We start from the raw sequence: 17,863 nt of genomic DNA on the forward strand, positions 1-17,863 counted from the left end.
CGGCGCAGATCGTGCCGGCCGCGCTCGGACGCGACGACATGCCGCGCGCGCCGTTGTGCTTCGTCGGGCGGGCCGCCGAGTTGGAACGGCTGGTGGACGCCCCCGGGCTGTGGGTCGTCGACGGGATGGCCGGGGTCGGCAAGACGACGTTGGCCGTCCGGGCCGCCCGGGCGCTCGCGCCGGTCTGTCCCGACGGCCGGATCTTCCTGCATCTGCACGGTCACACCTCCGGTCGCGGCCCGCTGGATCCCGGTACCGCGCTGGAGGCGCTGCTGCGGGCGCTGGGCCTGGGTGCGGACCGGATTCCCCAGGACCGGGACGAGCGGGCCGCGCTGTGGCGCTCGGAGCTGGCCCGGCGGCGGCTCGCCGTGGTGCTGGACGACGCGGCGGACACCGCGCAGATCAGGCCTCTGCTTCCCGGATCCGGCCGCAGCGCCGTACTGGTGACCAGCCGGCGGCGGCTCACCGGTCTGGACGGCGTGCGGACGCTGTCGCTGGACGTGCTCAGCCGGACCGAGACCGATGAGCTCTTCGCGGGCTTGACCGGCGCCGAACGGGTGGCCGCCGAGCCGGAGGACTGTGCGTTGGTGGCCGAGCTGTGCGGACATCTGCCGCTGGCCGTGCGCATCGCGGCGGCCCGGCTCCAGCACCGGCCGGCCTGGACGTTCGGCCGGCTGGCCGAACGGCTGCGGGACGCCGGGCGGCGCCTGGGCGAGCTGGAAGCCGACGACGGAGGCGTCGCCGCGGCGCTGGCCCTGTCCGCGCACCAGCTCGACGAGGCCAGGCTCCGCTTCTTCGCGCTGCTCGGCCTGGCGCCCGGATGCGATGTCGACGCCCACCTGGCCGCGGCACTGGCCGACATCGACCTGGCCGAGGCCGAGCGCCTGCTGGACGGCCTGGTCGACGTGCACCTCATCGAGGAGCCCGCACCCGGTGCCTTCCGGCTGCACGCGCTCACCCGGGACTTCGCCCGCGGCGAGCACGTCCCCGACGGCGAGGCGGCCCGGGCCCGCATGATCGACTACTACACCGCCTACGCCACGCGCGCCGCGTTCCTCCTGGACGCGCACCAGGCCCGCAGTGCCGGCTTCACAGAGCCCGAACCCGCACCGCGCCACGTTCCGGTGCTGGCCGACCGGTCCGAGGCGGCGGCCTGGTTCGACGAGCAGATCGGCACGATCTTCCACCTCGCCGCCGACGCGCTCGCCCACGGCTGGCCCGAGCGGACGGTGGCGCTGGTCCGTCGGCTCAATCGCTTCTTCATCATCCTGGGCCGCACCGACGAGTGGATCGAGATGAGCGAACTGGGGCTGGCCGCGGCGCGGCGTACCGGCAACCGGGACGACCAGGCCTGGGCGCTGCTCGCCCAGTCCGCCGCGCACCGTCGCCGCGGCGACGTCCAGCGCGCCGTGGCGTGCCTGCGCGAGGCCGACCGGATCGCGCAGGCCGGCCCCCGGGTCACCGACGCCGGCTACATCCTCAACGCCCTGGCAGTGACGCACGCCGACCTGTGGCGGCTAGCCGAGGCGGCCGACTACTTCGCCCGCGCGATCGAGATCTTCCAGTCCGAGGGCCGGACCCGCGGTCTGGGCATAGCCATGACCAACCTCGCCGACATCCTGCTCCGCCAGGGGCGGATCGACGAGGCGGTCGCGCAGGGCGAAGCGGGACTGGCGATCATGGAGGCGGACGGGAACGAAACCGCCGGGATCGGCACGGGATCGACCATCGTCGGCGACGCCCACCACGAACGCGGGGACTACGCCTCGGCACTGGCCCACCATCGGCGGGCCCTGGAGATCGCCGAGAACCTCGACTTCCAGGAGCTGTTCGCGGACGCGCACACCGGTGTCGGCAACGCCCGGCGGGCCGTCGGCGACGTGGAGGCCGCGCTGCGCCACCACGAGGAGGCGGTCCGGGTCCTGGACAAGATCGGGGACCATCCCAGCCGGGCGGACATCCTCAACAGCCTGGCCCGGACCCTCCTGGACGCCGGCCGTCCGGAAGCGGCCGGGAAGGCCGCCGCCGATGCGCTGGAGGCTGCTCGAGGCAGTGGGAACCCCTACGAACAGGCGCGGGCCCTGGAGACGACGGCAGCCCTCTGCGAAGCCGGTGAGCCCGGCTCCGCGGCCCGATACCGGGAGCAGGCCGAGGCGCTCCTGCTGCGCCACGGCCTGCCGCCGAACCGTCACCTGTCCCAGGACGTCACCGCCGCAGGGCCATCGGCTTGATCCCGACAGTGCTCTGCGACGTCGTGTTGACGATGAACTGGTTCGCCAGCGCCGCGTAGTACAAGTCGTTCGGGTAGTAGGTGCCGTTGGAGTTGTAGAGGTAGGCCGTGTTGACGGCGGTGCCCGCGTCCGTCCCCGTCGTGCTGACCGCGGCGGCGAAGTCGATGACGCCGTCGGCGTTCCCGCTCAGGTATGCCCCCGCCGATCCCTTGATCGCCGAGTTCACCGCTTCCCGTACCGCTTCCTGCCCGGCGCCGAACGCGGCGTTCGGCGGGATCGTCGCCACGTAGACCGTGGTGAGGCCGAAGCCGTTGTTGGTAACCACGTTCGGGTCGGAGGAGTCGTCGGTGGTGAAGTGCCGGATCTGCTGGGACAGCGCCACGAGCCGGTTCTCGACATCCGTCGCCGAGGCGCCGGCCAGGATGTCGGCGGTCCCGGTGGAGATGAGCACTGTCCGGACGTTCCCCTGTTCCAGCACATCCCGGTCGACGGGATCCAGCGCGCTCAGCGGGGTGCCCCCGCTGGTCACCGTCGGCAGCAGGTTGTTCGAGACGTTCCAACTGTCCCGGCCCTCGCCCAGCACGCCATAGGGGACCACACCGCCGTTGCCGGCGGCCAGATCCGCGGCCAGCACATCGGACAGGTGGTGCTGTCCGTCGCCCGAGGCGGTGTCCGCGTTCACGGTCTGATCGCCGTAGAGCACCAGCGATCCCGTCGTCGCCCCCGGCGTCAGGACGTCGACAGCGGTCAGATACGCGATGTCCGCGGTCGTAGCCGCTCCCGTTCCGGTGAACGCCGCCCCGGTCGCGTCCAGCGCCGCGTCGGTGTTCGCCGCCGACAGATAGACCGGCTGCTGCGAGCTGGCGTGGGCCGGATACCGGCTGACGGTCCCGGCCGCGTGCAGGCTCACCAACAGCGTCGACTCCTGCGCCACCGACAGCGGCACCGGATCGCTCACCGCGTCGCCGCCGGCGATCATCGTGACCGCAGTGGAGCCGCCGAACGTGAGGCGCGCCGGCGGAGCGACGGGCACCGCACCGCTGCTCTGCACGGCGACCGAGACGTCGTCCAGCGTCACCGGCGCCGTGCCCAGCGCGTTGGACAGATGGACGCGCACCGAACCGCCGGTGGCGTTCCCGAGGCTGACGTGCACCGGGATCCGGACGGTCTGCGCGGTCAGGGTGCCGGTGTTCGCAAAGTCCTGACGAGCTGACCAGGTGCCGGTCCAATTCTCCGTGTTCGCCGGAGAATTCGCGTACGACGACCCGCGGATCCCGATACCGAAGACGTGCAGCGCCGGTACGCCGGCCACCACGCCGTTGCTCACCACCGGCAGCGAGACGGACGCTATCGGCTGGCCGGGGCAGACCAGCGGGACCGCCACCGCGTACAGCCGGGTGGTCGTCGCCTGCTGCTGGTTCCCCAGCAGGTTGCGATGCGCGAAGGAGACCACGGCCGAGGTCGCGGGCCCCGCGGTCCAGTCCGGCACGGTGTCCAGAGTGTACGACTGGGCACCGCAGGATCCTGAGTAGGTGATGCTGCCGCCGGCGTTGGTGACCGCTCCATCGGTCGCCGCGACGAGGAAGACCACCGCGTTCCCGGCGTCGGCGACCCCTGCGGGCACGGTGACCGTCTGCCCGGACGCCGCGATGTTGTCGCCCGACCCGGCCGCGTACGCCGGCACGGTCATCGGCGCGCCGTCGATCGTCACCGCGGCACCCGGAGTCCAGCCCTGGGCGGCCAGGTCGGCGGCGGAGAAGCTGCTCCCGCCGCCGTCCGCGTCCGCGGCACCGGTGTTCGTGTCCTGACTGATCGCCGTGTTGTCCAGACAGGCGGTCAGCGCGGTCAGCGAGCACGTCGCGCTCATCGGCGAGACCCGCAGGAAGTCGATGCCCGCCTGGTAGCCCTGCGCTGAGGCGTTCTTCCCGGTGATCGAGAGCGTCAGGGTATGGATTCCCGCGCTCAACTGGAGCACGTTCCCGGAGGCGTCCCTGGGCGCGCCGAAGTCCCGGTAGTACGTGATCACAGTCGCGCTGTACGCGTCGAAGGACGGCACCAGCGTGGCCGGAGCGGTCGATCCCTTGTCCAGCACGAGCGAGTACTGCCCGTAGTCGTTCGCCCTGGTCAGGTTGGCGCCGAGGTCGTAGACGCCGGTCTTGGGCACGGAGAAGCTGAAGGTCGCACTGTCGCCGGCCGCCAGTCCCGTGCCCGAGAGCATCGCCTGCGCGCCGTCCGCGAAGTGCAGACCGCAGCAGTCCTTCTGGACGATCAGGGCGGTGTTGGCGGAACTCGCCGCGGAGTACGTGCCGGCCGGGATCGGCGGCGTGGCCGTGCTGTCACCGTCGACCAGCTTGTCGCCGTAGGCGAACACCGGCGTGGTGAATCCGGCGTAGAACAGGTAAGTGGTCTCCGGGCCGGTGTTCCCGGCCTGGTCGACGGCTCGTACGTAGACCCGGTGCGGTCCGACCGTCCCCGGGGCGAAGACCGGCTGCGCCCAGCCGTTCACCACCTCGGCACCCGTGCCGTTGTCGGCCGTGGCCCAGTACGTCTTCCCCGGCGTGATGACCGTACCGCTCAACGTCGGCGGCGAGCCGGAGCCGTTGTTGTAGACGGTGCCGCTCAGATCGCCGTCCAGCGAATACATGTAGCCCTTCACGTTGTCACCGCTGGTGAAGAACGTGAACTTTCCAACGTCGGTGTACGCCGCGCCGGAGGTCTTGGCCGGGAACTGCGCCGAGACGACGCCGGGCGCGTTGGGCGCCGTGGTGTCCACGGTGAACGACTGGACCGCGGTGCAGCCGCACACCCACCCGCCGCCGGAGTCGTAGTGGCCGTCCCAGTAGCCGGAAGCGTTGGTGTCAGTGGCCTGCCATGAGTACCCCCCGTCCGCGAGCGTTCCGGTCGTCCAGTCCGTGCCGTTGACCGTCGTCCCGGTGGCCGGGCCCAGGCCGGAGCCGACGACGGTGCCGGCGGAGTTCTTCAGGGTGTAGTGCATCTGCACACCCTCGCCGTCGCTGTCGGAGGCGCGCGCCGACAACGTCGGGGTGGAATCACTGATGAACCACGAGCCGCTGTCTTTCACCGCTCCGTTGATCTTCGGAACGCCGGTGCCGTCGAGCAGCTGAGGCCGGACCGTGTAGGTCACCGAGAGCGTGGCCCCGCCGCCGGAGGCGAACTGCTTCCACTGGTCGGCGTTGCTCTCGTCGGGGGACACCAGAGCGAACGACATGTGCGAGTTCCCGGCGGCGGCCGCCGCGGCGACCTCCTTGGTGGCGGTGAACTGGAGCGTGCTGGGAGTGACATAGCAGGCGCTGGGGCACCCGGCCTCGTCACTCTTCTGAGAGTCCACCACATACAGCCAGCACGGTTGCTTCGACCAGTTGAGGTCGCTGGACGACCAGCCCGCCGGGTCGCAGGTGGCCTCCATGTCCACCGGTTCGGGCGTGGTCCACTTCGCCGACCAGTAGTCCTTCACGTAAAGGTTGGCGCCGAGGATGATCGCGTTCTTCACGCCGCTGGTGTCCACCGTGTAGTACGTGCGGGCGCGTTCCCCGTTGCCGTCCGGCCAGTTGTCGTAGCCCTCCCGGGGATGGTCGTTCGTCGCCGTCGAGGTGGAGTCGTAGATGTTGTCGCCGTTGTCGGAGATCCGGGCCCAGTGCTGCTGGGACGGGTTCCCCGACCAGGCCGGGTCGATGTAGGCCGGGAACTTCGTGGTCGGCGAGGTCAGCAGCGCCTGGTCCGGGACGAGCGTCTCGGAGTGCGCGGTCACGGTCACACCGACCTCGGCCCGCCGCGCCGATCCCGCGCCCGCGGCCGAACCCGGCTCGGCGGCCGCGGCTCCGGCGGCGTTCGCCGGGTTCGTAGTGGCGCCCTTTGCGGGAACCGCCTGCGAGGAGTCCCACATCGTCGCCCGATCGGCGTGGAAGACGGTGTTCCCCTGCGCATCGGTGGCGACCGCACCGCCGTCTGGAGTTCCGGCGACGCTGACGCCGGACTCCGACGTCGTCAAAGTCAGCATCCGCAGCGTGGGGTTCTTCGCTGCCTGAGCGTCGTGCACCACCAGTAGTTGGGAGAAGCCCGCGGAGTTCGCGGTCAACCGCAGGTCCACGCCGGGCAGCACGTCTGCGTAGGTGGCGACCGGACCGGCCAGAGTCGGCGCCGGAAGCGGCGTGGGCCAGCTGAAGGAAAGGGTCTTCGTGTCCTGTGTCAGCTCGGCCATCGGGCCTTTGCCGCCGCCGGAGAAGACGACGCCGGTCGCGGTGGCGGCGGGCTGGACCGAGCCGTCGGGCCGCCGCGAGAGCGTCGGGTCGATGGCGACCCAGACCCCGTCGCGCAGGGCCCGGACCGGCGAGGTGCTCTCGGTGAGGGTGAAGGTGCCGTCGGGGTTCGCCCGCACCTGCGAGGCGGCGTCGGTGTCGGCGCCGACGACGACCGGTTTCCCGGATGCCCGCGCGGCGGCCGAGGCACGGCTCTGAGCTGTCTGTACGGCCGGGATCGCAGGCGCTGCGGGTGCGGGTGCTGGTGCTGGTCGGACGCCCTGGGCCGTCGCACCGGGCTGGAGCTGCCACCCGGCCGCCGCCCCGGCCGGCGCGGCCGGGGCGACCCCGGTCAGCGCCAGCCCGAGCACGGCCGCGGCCACAGCCCGGCTCTTCAGTTTCTTGGACTTGGACACAGTGGTCTGCGGATCTCTCTGTTCGAAGGACGGGGATGGGCAGATGCGGGGAAGGCCGGGGGGATCAGGGTGCGAGGAAGACCAGGTTCGGCTCCTGCGACCCGACGCCCTCGTAGTAGCTCATCCGCCGGGACCCGTCGTGCAGGCCGAACAGCGGACCGATCTCACCGGCGAAGGGGTTGCCGCCGGGCTTCTCCCGGGCCTGGCCCAGATTCTGGACCGACTCGCCGTTCGACGGATACTGATACGCCTCGATGGACGGGTAGACCGTGCCGGCGTACTGGAACGAGATGACGCCCTGCGGGCTGATGTCCAGCCCGACCCGGCCGTGAATCGAGCCGCCGAAGTTGGCGACACCGTCGGTGGCGTGCACGTTCGCGGTGAACCCGGCGTGCCCGCCGTCGCTGCCCTCCTGCCCCCACGAGGTCGTGACGGTCAGGCTGTTGAGGCTGCCGGGTCCGTTGATGTCCCGGGCCGCATGGCAGTAGAAGTCGATACAGCTCCGCTGGCCGGTCATGCTGACCTGTCCGGTGTCGGTGTTCCAGGCGATGACCACCCGGCTGCTGGCTCCCGGGTCGTCGGTGAAGCCCCGGTCGTCGCCGTGGCCGACGCCCAGGATCCGGCCCGTGGAGATGAAGAACCGGACCAGGATGATGCCGTTGCCGGGCGCGGAGGCGTCGGTGCTGATGAAGCCCTGCCGTGCTCCCTCCGGGATCTGCCCGTCGAAGAACTTCTTCAGGACGTCGGTGTAGGTCTGCCGGTTGGCCGAGGGGTTGAACGGCGCAGGCCACCAGCTTGGATAGTGGTAGGTCGAGGGGTCGTTCCCCCACCGGGAGAACGGGTGGTCGAAGATGGTGTCGCAGTATGTGTACTGGCAGTTGCCCGCATAGCCGTGGCTCTGGGCGACGTCGTAGCTGACACCCGGGTTCTGCAGCGGGTCGGCCCACCAGTCGTCCAGACCCGTCGGGTCGCTGCTGGTCACCGGATTGTTCGCGGCGTAGGCGTAGCCGCCGAGCTGCCGCGGCGACTTGGCCTCCAGCACCGGGTCGATGCTCAGGAAGCGGCCGGTCGACGGGTCGTACTCACGCGCGCCGATGCCGACGTACCCGGTCCCGGCATCCGTCGCCTTGCCGAGATAACCGTGGGTGGCATCGGGCCACCCGCTCGCGGCGGTTCCGCGAGCCTGGCCGAACGGCGTGTAGGCGCGCCGGGTCACGGCCTGCGTGGTGGTGTCCATGGCCAGCGTCGCGGAGGCGTTCAGGTCGGTGACGAGGTAGCTCACGCCGCCACCGGGCAGGCTGGAGCGCACCGCGATCGGGGCGCCGACGCCGCCGGAGCGGTACGTGCGGACCGCGCCGGCCACGGTCGCCGGAGTGGTCGCGGTGTTGACGACGATCTCGGTGTCGCCGGCGAACAGCGTGGTCTGCCCGGCGTCGCGGCGGATCAGCTGGTTGCCTTCGGCGTCATAGAGGTAGGAGGTGACATCCGTGCCCTGGGTCACCGACTGCAGGTGGCCCTCGTCGTCCCAGGACATGGTCTGCGACGACCCGGCCGACGGCGTCCGGCTGACCGTGTCCCCCATGGCGTCGTACGCGTACCGGATGCTGGCGGCGCCCGCGGGCCCGGTGCTGTTCTGGGCCGTCATCGTGTGCTGCTGGGGGCCGTTCGGGCAGGTCGTCGTGCAGCCGTCGACATAGGTGGTCTGGGTGTCGCCGGAGGCGCCGCCGACGGCGTGGTCGGTCTCGGAGGTCCGGTCGCCGACCGGGTCATAGGCGTAGGACTGGTAGTAGGCGCCCGCGCCGCCGGCCAGGGCCGAGGACGTCGGCGGGTTGGCCGCGCAGCCGTCGTTCGCGGTCCACGCCGCGCTGAGCTGGACGAGCGCGTTGTAGCTGAAGCACTGCTGGTCGGTGACGGTCGTGCCGGTCTCCTGCTGCTGGTCGGTCACCGCGGTCGGGTTGCCGGAGACGTCGTATCGGTAGGACGTGTCGTCGACGGCCTGCACGGTGCCCTGGCTCTTGGAGGTCAGGACGTCGGTCAGGCGGCGGGTCTGGTCGTCGAAGGTGTTGGTGATCCAGGCCGGGTTGCTGGTCGGGCCGAGCGTCAGCTGCGCGACCTCGCCGGTGTTGGTGTAGGCGGTGCCGCCGACGTAGGTCCAGATCCCGGTCGTGGTGGTCGGGTCGCCGAGCGTGTCGTGCTTGTAGACCACGGCCTCACCGAGGAGCCCGCCGGCTTTCGGCTCGTCCTCCTCGGTGAGCGCGCCGGTGACCGGCGAGTAGGAGTAGGACACCGTGTAGGTCGTCGGCAGCGGCGCCTCGGCGTCCGGCAGTGTGATCGTCTGCCCGGTCGGCTTGCCGAGGCTGGTGAAGCCGGTGGTCGCCACGGTGTAGCCGCCGGAGACGCCCTGCACGTAGCGGGTTGAGGAGGTGGGTTGTCCGGCCTGGAGCGTGTCGTAGGTCCAGGAGGCGAACTCGAAGCCGCCCTTGGACTTGTCCGACGCCGCGAGCTTGCGGCCCTGCAGGTCGTAGGTGTAGTCGAGCTCGACGTCGCGGGAGTCCTTGCTCCAGATCTGGTTCCCGGCGTCGTCGTAGCCGTACGTCGAGGTCCCTGCGTCCGGGTCGGTCTGGCTGGTCTTGCGGCCGCGCAGGTCGTAGCCCGTGGTCCACTTCTGGCCGTCGGGGCCGGTGACGGTCTGGGTCATCCCGGCGGCGGTGTACGAGTACTTCGTCTGGTTGACCGTGCCTCCGGTCACCGTGAACCCGGCCGCCGTGCTGCCGCTGAGCGTCGGCGCCGCGGTGTACTGGTCGAGCTCCGTGGTCTTGCCGCGGGCGTTGGTGTACGTGGTCTGCGTCACCGCCCCGGCCGGCTCGACGACCGTGGTGCGGTCGCCGGCGTAGGCGGTGCTGGTCGCGGAGGTCTTGGCGCCCAGGTGCTCCTCGGTGACCAGGTCGGCGCGGCCGAGCGCGTCGTAGTCGGTGACGACGGTGCTGGGCAGGTACTTCTGGGCGACCGAGGCCAGCAGCGGCGACGGCGAGCCGCTCACCGCGTAGTCCTTGTCGCTCAGGACCGCCCAGCCGTGCGAGTCGTACTGCGTGTCGGTGACCAGCGTCGAGCCGTTCTCGGCGGTGACCTGGGTCTGCCGCACCCGGCCCATCGCGTCGGACAGCGCCTCGGACACCGTGTACGACCCGTTGTCCAGCAGCGACTCCGTGGTCACGACGGACGGCGAGGTGCTCGAGAGCTGGTACGTGTAGACGGTGTTCGCGGCCTGCCTGGCGCTCTTGGATTCGTTGGGCTGCCACACGGCCGTGGTGCGGCCGAGCTCGTCGTAGGTGATGTCGGTCTTCAGCCCGGCGACGTCGACCTTCTCGATCGGCAGCGCCCGGGCGGCGTCGAACAGTGTGGTCGAGGTCTGATAGGTCGGCGACGTACCCGCCGTGACCTGGGTGCTGACCTGGATCTTCGTCGGCAGGGCGCCGGAGGCTGGCGTGTAGCTCGTGGTCGTGGTCTGCGCCAGGCTCACTCCGCCGGGTGCGGTCGAGGAGGGCGTGCGCACCCGGGTGAGGATCCGGCCGTACTGGTCGTAGGTGGCGGTGGAACCGGCGACGAAGGCGCTCGCCGTCGGCCCGGACGCGGCCGAGGCCTGGTCGGTCTCGGTGGCGTCACCGGTCGTGGGCGCGGTGCCGCCGGAGGCGCCGTTCCAGGTGAAGGCGTTGCCGTCGTACGCGGTCCGGGAGTCGGAGATCAGCGTGCCGGTCTGGGGGGCGTTGGCCGCGGTGCAGTCCTGGGCGCTCTTGACGGCCTCGGCGGCGAACGCCAGGCCCTTCGCCGTGTTCACCGCGTAACGGGACCAGGAGCACTGCGCGACGTTGGCCGGATCGGAGACGTCGCCGCGGTCGTCGGTCTGGAGCAGCAGGCCCGTGGTGGGCTGGTTGAGGGCGGTGTCGTAGAACTGGTCGGTCTCGGTGGCGCGCCAGCCGCCGGTGACGGCCTGCCGGACGTGGGTGGCCGCGGTGCGGACCATCTGTGCCGTGAGGTCGGGCAGGCCGGTGCGGGCGCGGGTCGCCGTCGGACCGATGATCGTCGGCACGGTGACCGTCGCCTGGTTCAGCACGCCGCCGACGGCGGTGTCGCCGGTGTAGGCGTCCTGCTCGAAGACCTGCCCGGACAAGGCGTCGGAATCCTTCACCGAGTAGGCGCCGTCGGTCGAGGAGACTGTGACAGACCTCTTACCTCCGCCTGGCTGCGTGTCGCCGTCCATGCCGCGCAGATACGTGCTGATCGACAGTGAGGCCTGGTCGTACACCTTCTGCCCGTCGGTGAGGTGGAAGACGTTGGTGTCACCGGTGCGGGTCTCCACCGAGGCGTAGCCACGGAACTGGCCGTAGGTGCGGTTCGCGGCCTTGACCACTTCGTTGTCGTCGTAGTGCCAGGCCGCGCCGCCGTCGTACTTGTAGGTCGTGAGCAGCTCCGGCTGGGTGTTGTCCGGATTGATGTTGTGCTGATCCGTGGTCAGCACACTGTGCACCCGGTATTTGTAGAACCAGTCCAGCTCCGGGGCGACGGCGCCCGGTGGCGTCCAGGACACCGGGAAACACGGCAGGGTGTTGGTCGACGGGTCCGCGGGCACGTTGCTCTTCGTGCAGGTGGTCGGGTCGTAGGTGACCGTGGTCTGGGCCCCGGTGTCCGAGGTGACGGTGTTGATGCGGTCGTGGTACATCACCGGCAGCGAGGGGACCGTCCCGATCCGGTTGGGCAGCTGAAACGGCGGATCGAAGGAGGTCGGCGGGTTCGGCGGGGTGTTCGCGCCGCCGCCGCCGGTGTCCAGACCGGTGCGCTGGATCGAGTCCAGCCACAGGGTCGGGGCGTGGTCGCCGCCGTCGGGGAACGACTGCGCGAAGGAGTACTTGTCAACCTGCTGTGTCGCTCCGTTGACCTGCACCTGGGTGGTGATGGAGGTCAACCGCTCGCGGGACCAGAAGCTGGGGCCGTGGTTCGCGCAGGAGACGCCCTGGGCACAGTTCAGATCGATCGGCACATCGGGCCAGTAGGCGGCGTTCGCCGTCGTGAACTGCGCATCCGTGCACTTGTTGCCGGCCGGCGACCCGGCGATACAGCGCTCTGCGACGCTGAACAGCACCTGCTCCGGCGCGGTCCCGGCGTACACGGTCGAGGCGGTCATGCCGTAGTCGATGCGGGTGAGATAGCCGCCGCGGTTGTAGGCCACGCCGGTGTTCTTCATGTCGGCGCCGTAGTAGTTGGTCTCCGGCTGGTAGTAGTAGGCGGTGGCGTTGTTGTGCAGGTCCACCACGTAGTCCAGGTTCCAGCGCCAGCCCTGCAGGCACGAGGAGGCCGCGAACGTCGAGGCATGGCAGGGATCGCCGTCGTGCGCCCCGTACACCGGAACCGTCCACGCCGACTGCGTGGTCTGGTCGTTGCCGGCGAAGCCGGGCAGCTGGTTCATCCCGAAGTAGAACTGGACGCCGTTCTCGGTCACGCGCCAGTACTCGCCGTCATGGGTCCCGTTGACGCCGCCGGTCAGCTGCTCGATCTTCTCGGTCCCGGAGTCGGTGGCCGCGTGGAAGGTCTTGGTGGCGTCGTCATAGACGACCTGCGTCGACTGCCCGTTCAGCGACAGGGTGAGAACCTGCCCGGCCCAGCAATTGTCACCGGAGTACTGCGGCGCGCCGGACGACGAATCGTCGGTGCAGCTCTTGTACGTGCGCTCGATGTAGCCCTCGGGAGAGCTCCAGCCGTCGCCGAGCCAGGAGGACTGGTTGTTGGTGCCCTCGGTACGGCCGTCCTGGCTGGAGGAGTCGTAGTCCAGGGAGATCGACGGCGTGGGCCCGGCGATCGCAGGCGGCACCTGAATCGGATAGGTGTAGTTGAACGAACCGGTGTTGCCGCCGACCGACCACGAGCCCGTCGGCGAAAGCGACGAGGCGGCGTAGGTGCCAGAGGATCCGCCGGTACCGGAGGTCGCGGCGAGCACCGTCCCCTGCGGCGTGAGCGCGACGTCAGCGGCCAGCGGCGACCCCCCGACCGGCGCGAGCGGCTGCTGCCGCTGGCACGCGGCGACGCCGGGAGTCGTCACCGCGCACGCCGGCATCTGGACCAGACGAAGCCGCGCGGCGTAATCCCCGCCGAACGCCGCCACGAACGACGACGGGTCGACGGAAACGCCGACCGGCCCACTCCCGGACGTCGGAGTGAGGGAGAACAGGATGCCGTGAACGCCGGCGGCTTGCGCGGTGCTCTGGTCGGTCAGCGTGACCCGGGCCCCGGCAGGCCGGGCGCCGGAAGCACCCGAGGCGTTCGAGGCGTCCGAGGCGTCCGAGGCGTCCGAGGCGTCCGAGGCGTCCGCAAATGCAGACTTCTGCGATGCCCCACCGGAAACGGCGGCGACCCGGCCGATCGAGACCGGCGACGTACCCGCACGGACCAGATCGGTCCTCGCCGAGCCGGCACCAGCCGCCGTCTTATCGCCCGTCGCATTCCCACCGCTCGCCGCGCCGGCGAAATCCGCGACCGCGGTCCCGGCACCGGGCAGCTTGGAGGCAACCGTGGGGTCGTAGAGCCCTGCCGGACTCGGAGTCTTGAGCGGGACCGGCTGCACCAGCGTGTGCGGCAGCACCCGCCCCAGGTCCGCCACGGGCGGCCGCGCCTTCGCGGGCATCCCAGCGGCCCCCGCGCTCGCAACGACCGCCGTCATCGAGGCAACCAGACTCAGGGAACTGACTATCAGGATTCCGCTACGCAGATACCGACTCACGACCCACCCTCCCTTGCCGAGCAGCACCTGTGTCAGGAGCCTGACTGCATGCTCGCAGCGACGGCTGGGCCCGGCACAGGGCCGCAACCGGATGTGGGATGAATGTGGGACGGCCACGAGGAGGGCGAGAAGGTCCGCTCATCGTGCGAAGGGGCTGTTTCCGTCGTTTCAGGCCATGCGTGGCGGCCGGGAAGGTGAACCGGGCCATGCCGGTGTGCGCGGTGGCGGTCAGCTCGGTCTTGACCGGGGTGGAGCCGGTCGTCGCCGTGTAGTAGCCGGCGGTGCTGGTGCCCGCGGCCGCAGCCGCAGTGAGTATGGCGGCGGCTATGGAGCGAAACAGGGGTTTGTGTTTGTGGCTGGTCATCATTCTCTTCTCACGCCAGAAGGTGGATTACAGCGCTTCGTGATCGGCGCTTGAGGACTGTCAGAAGCCGCGCCTCCCGCCACGGGAGGAACCGGCAGGGGACGCACCGGCGGATCGGGTCACATCCGGATCAGGATGCGGGCTGCCAGGCTCGGACGTAGGCGACCTTCATCTCCCCCGCCGTGCCGGTGGTGGTCGTGGCGCCGGAGTCGTTCGCCGACGCGAGGTCGAGGACGATGTACTGCGGCGATGCGGTGTTCAGGTACTCGCTGCCGACCTCGGTGCCGTCGTAGTAGAACACGACGGTGCCGTCGGCTTGCCAGTCCGCTCCGTACGTGTGCCAACCGGTGTGGTCCCCGGTGGGGCAACCGCCTGCCGCCTGCGGGTTGGCCGGGGTGCCCCAGTGGATGTGATAGCACGCAGAGCCGTCCAGGCCCTCCATGGCGTCGATCTCGCCGTTCGACGGCCAAGGGTCCTGCCCGTCGAGCCAGAACGCCGGCCAGTTGGTGATCCCCTTGGAGCCGGGCGAGGCGTAGACCTCCGCCTCAACGGCGTCACCGGGAGACAACGTGACCGGGTTGGTCGCGTATCCCGGGCCGGTGCTGACGATGCCGCCGGTCAACGCCGACGACGACCCGTCGCAGGCTTCGTTGAGCTCCTGCAGGACGAGTTCACCCCCGGTGATCTGCTGGGTGGGCCCGGTGGAGCACCACGTGTTGTTCGCGCTCCCCCACCTGCCGAACGGCGAGACGGTGGACCAGTTGTGGTCGTTCGCCAGCGAGCCCTCATCGAACTCGTCGTCGAAGGTGCTGTTCCAGCTGCCGGGGATGCCGGCCGGCGCGGCACCGGCGGGTGGCTTCACCAGGAAGGTCTTCGACGGCAGATTGGTCCAGACCCCGCCGACCTCGTACGCGCCGAAGTAGGTGTACGTGCCGGCCGGGAACGTCTCCGCGTTCGGCTGGAAGGTCAGTTTCGACGTGGTCAGCGTGACCGCCTCGGCACCGGTGAAGTCGTAGCCGGCACCACCGGAAGACCGGACGGCGACGGTCAGCGCCTGCACCGGCAGTGTGCCGGAAGCGTGGACCACCAGGGTGGCCCGCACGCTGCTGGATGTCGCCGGCGCGGACGGGTTGATCGACAGCGAGTCCTCGGTCACGGTCACCGAGGCCGCCGAGGCCGCCGAGGCCGGAGGGGCGCCGAAGCCGCCGACCGCCAAAGCCGCGACAAAGGCCACGGCGGCCAGCCGATTGGTCGCGTTCGATCGCCGAAGTGCTTGCCCTGTCAAGTCATTGCTCCTGCCGTTCGATGGTGCTCGCGAGCGCTCGTTCGTGGTGCCGCGCCGATGCGGCGGTGGTGGTGGTGGTGGATGGCAGCCGGTCAGCTGTGCGGAGCCGCCAGGCTCACGGCTCGGCCCTGTCGGCCGGGGCGAACCCGTTCCGCCCGGGCCACGCGCCGTCGGCCGGACGCCCGCGGCAGCGGCAGCGGCCGCCGCGATAACGCCGACCGTCACCAGCAGCATATATTGCAAGCTTGGCAAGATGTTGAGTAAATGGACGCTCCTGATCGCTTGTCGGTGGTACAGCGGTCATTGCCTGACAGGAGTGATAGGGCGTTCCTCGACTACTCCGGAGGCCGCGCCGATCGGATCCGTATACGCCGTGAACGAGTATGCCGCCGGCGAGTGTCAACGCCGTAAGACCGCCTAAGATCGCCGTAACAGACAACCCGCCGACTCCACACCCTGACAAACCCCCGTGCCGGTAGGGTCGGGCTTGAAGAACCTCATCCAGCCTGCGGGGGAACGTCGATGCGCTTCGAGCTGCTGGGACCGCTGGAGGTCACTGACGACGGCCTCGGACTGCCGGTCAACGGGCCTTACCCACGAGCCGCCCTCACCACCTTGCTGCTCCACCGCAACCAGCCGGTGCCCGTCGAGCGGCTGACCCGTGCGCTGTGGGGCGATGAGCCGCCTGTCTCAGCGACAGCGGCACTGCGAAACCACATGATGCGGCTGCGGCACGCGGTACGAGATCCAGACGCCACCCGGATCCGTACCGGGATGTCGGCATACGAAATCCGGGTGGCGCCGGGCGAGTGCGATCTCGACGACTTCGCTCGGGGGTACGCCGAAGGGCTGCGGGCCGCCCGGGAAGAACGATGGGCGCAGGCCTCCAGAGTACTGACTTCGGCGCTGGCACTCTGGCGCGGCGAGCCACTGGCCGACCTCCCGGCGAAAGCCGAGTTCAAACACCACATCCAGCAGCTCCGCAACAACCGCCTCCTGGCACTCGAACGGCGCATCGAGGCCGACATGCACCTGGGCCGGCATCACGAAGCCGGCGACGAACTGTGGGAACTCACCGCCGAGCATCCGCTCCACGAGCAGTTCCACCGCCAGCTCATGCTCGCGCTGTATCGCTCAGGTCGCCAAGCCGAAGCGCTCGACGTCTACGCGGCGCTGCGCCGGACCCTGAAGGCCGAGTTGGCGATAGAGCCATCGGCCGATGTCAGGGATCTGCAGCAGCGGATCCTGGTTCACGACCCCGTTCTCGCGCCGTGCTCCGAAGACACGACCGGCACAGGGAATCCACCGGCTGATCAAGATCCTGGGACGATCGCGTCGCCGGCCCCGGAAATCCAGGACCCGACGGCGGCACCCTCGCATCCCGAACCTGACAGCGCCCCGATCGCCCAGCTACCCGCGGACGTCACAGACTTCACCGGGCGAGAACGTGAAACCGCGGCGATGGTCCGCTCTTTGATCGGCGGTCCCGCCGGACCGGGACGAGTTCCGGTCGTCACCGTGACCGGCGGCGGCGGACTGGGCAAAACGACGGCGGCGATCCACGCCGCGCACCAGGTGGCACACCTGTTCCCCGACGGCCAGCTGTATGCCGACCTGCGGGGCACCGATCCGCTTCCGAGTGAGACCGGTAACATCCTCGGGTCCCTCCTGTCCGCCTTCGGGATCCCGGCCGGCGGTCTTCCACCCGGCGTCAACGAGCGCGCCGCCCTGTTCCGCACCACGCTGGCCGGCCGGCGGGTCCTGGTCGTCCTGGACAACGCCCGCAATCCCGAGCAGATCCGCCCCCTGATCCCCGCTTCAGAAGGCTGCGCCGTACTGGTCACCAGCCGCTACAAGCTGTCCGGGCTGGCCGGAGCGCGGCGCGTGGACCTGGACCTGATGCCCGCCCCGGAGGCATCGCGGCTGCTGGAACTCATCATCGGCGCCGACCGTACGGCAGCCGAGCCCGCGGCCGTCGCCTCGATACTGGAAAGCTGCGCCGGCCTACCGCTCGCCCTGCGTATCGCCGGGGCACGCCTGGCCGACCGGCCGTCGTGGTCCGTGCAGAGATTCGCGACCCGGCTGGCCGACCGCAGACGGAGGCTGGACGAACTGTCGGTGCCCGACCTGGCCGTGCGCGCCAGCTTCGATCTCAGCTACGTGGGCCTGCGATCGCGCAGGGGAACCGCCGGTCTCGACGCCGACGATGCGTTCCGCATCGCCACCCTGATACCCGCGACGAGCTTCGGCGCCGCCGAGGTGGCGGCCCTGCTCGGGGCGCCGGAGGCAGATGTCGAGGACGCTCTGGAACACCTCGTGGACATTCATCTGCTGGCCGAGCAGGACGAGGGCTGCTACCGCTATCACGATCTCATCCGATCGTACGCGTCAGAGCTCTTGAACGGCGCCGGGACCGCCGCTGAGCGCGATCCGGCCCTCCGTCGGCTGATCTGTTGGTATGCCGCCGGTGTCGAAGCCGCCTCCGTGGCCGTCAGCGACGCCCCCAACCGCCTGCCCACCGCCGAGCCCGAACCCGGGACCC

Annotated in this window: 5 protein-coding genes; 2 read left to right on the forward strand and 3 right to left on the reverse strand. The window is 70.2% G+C overall.

Annotated elements, in window-relative coordinates:
- Window positions 1-11: 11 nt before the first annotated feature.
- Window positions 12-2,231, forward strand: coding sequence for a tetratricopeptide repeat protein (locus tag GWK61_RS03040; RefSeq protein WP_194904619.1), 2,220 nt, complete (start codon window positions 12-14; stop codon window positions 2,229-2,231).
- Here GWK61_RS03040 and GWK61_RS03045 read toward each other — a convergent pair.
- The 3 genes from GWK61_RS03045 to GWK61_RS03060 all read right to left on the reverse strand — a co-directional run bounded on the left by GWK61_RS03045 (window position 2,206) and on the right by GWK61_RS03060 (window position 15,321).
- Window positions 2,206-6,903 (reverse strand): beta-sandwich domain-containing protein, encoded by a 4,698-nt coding sequence (locus GWK61_RS03045; RefSeq protein ID WP_194904621.1) that lies wholly within the window; start codon window positions 6,901-6,903, stop codon window positions 2,206-2,208. The genes GWK61_RS03040 and GWK61_RS03045 overlap by 26 nt on opposite strands.
- Window positions 6,904-6,967: 64 nt before the next feature.
- Window positions 6,968-13,552 carry an RHS repeat-associated core domain-containing protein gene (locus GWK61_RS03050; protein WP_194904624.1) on the reverse strand — a complete coding sequence of 2,195 codons (6,585 nt, stop codon included), beginning with the start codon at window positions 13,550-13,552 and terminating at the stop codon, window positions 6,968-6,970.
- A 614-nt stretch (window positions 13,553-14,166) separates the two neighbouring features.
- Window positions 14,167-15,321: a glycoside hydrolase family 16 protein gene (locus GWK61_RS03060; RefSeq protein WP_194904628.1), complete on the reverse strand. Its 1,155-nt coding sequence runs from the start codon at window positions 15,319-15,321 to the stop codon at window positions 14,167-14,169.
- 522 nt (window positions 15,322-15,843) lie between these two features.
- Here GWK61_RS03060 and GWK61_RS03065 point away from each other — a divergent pair.
- Window positions 15,844-17,863 (forward strand): AfsR/SARP family transcriptional regulator (locus GWK61_RS03065; protein ID WP_194904630.1); only part of this gene is annotated, 2,020 nt, incomplete at its 3' end.

It is taken from the genome of Catenulispora rubra (assembly GCF_015356825.1).
GTDB classification, from domain to species: Bacteria; Actinomycetota; Actinomycetes; order Streptomycetales; family Catenulisporaceae; genus Catenulispora; species Catenulispora rubra.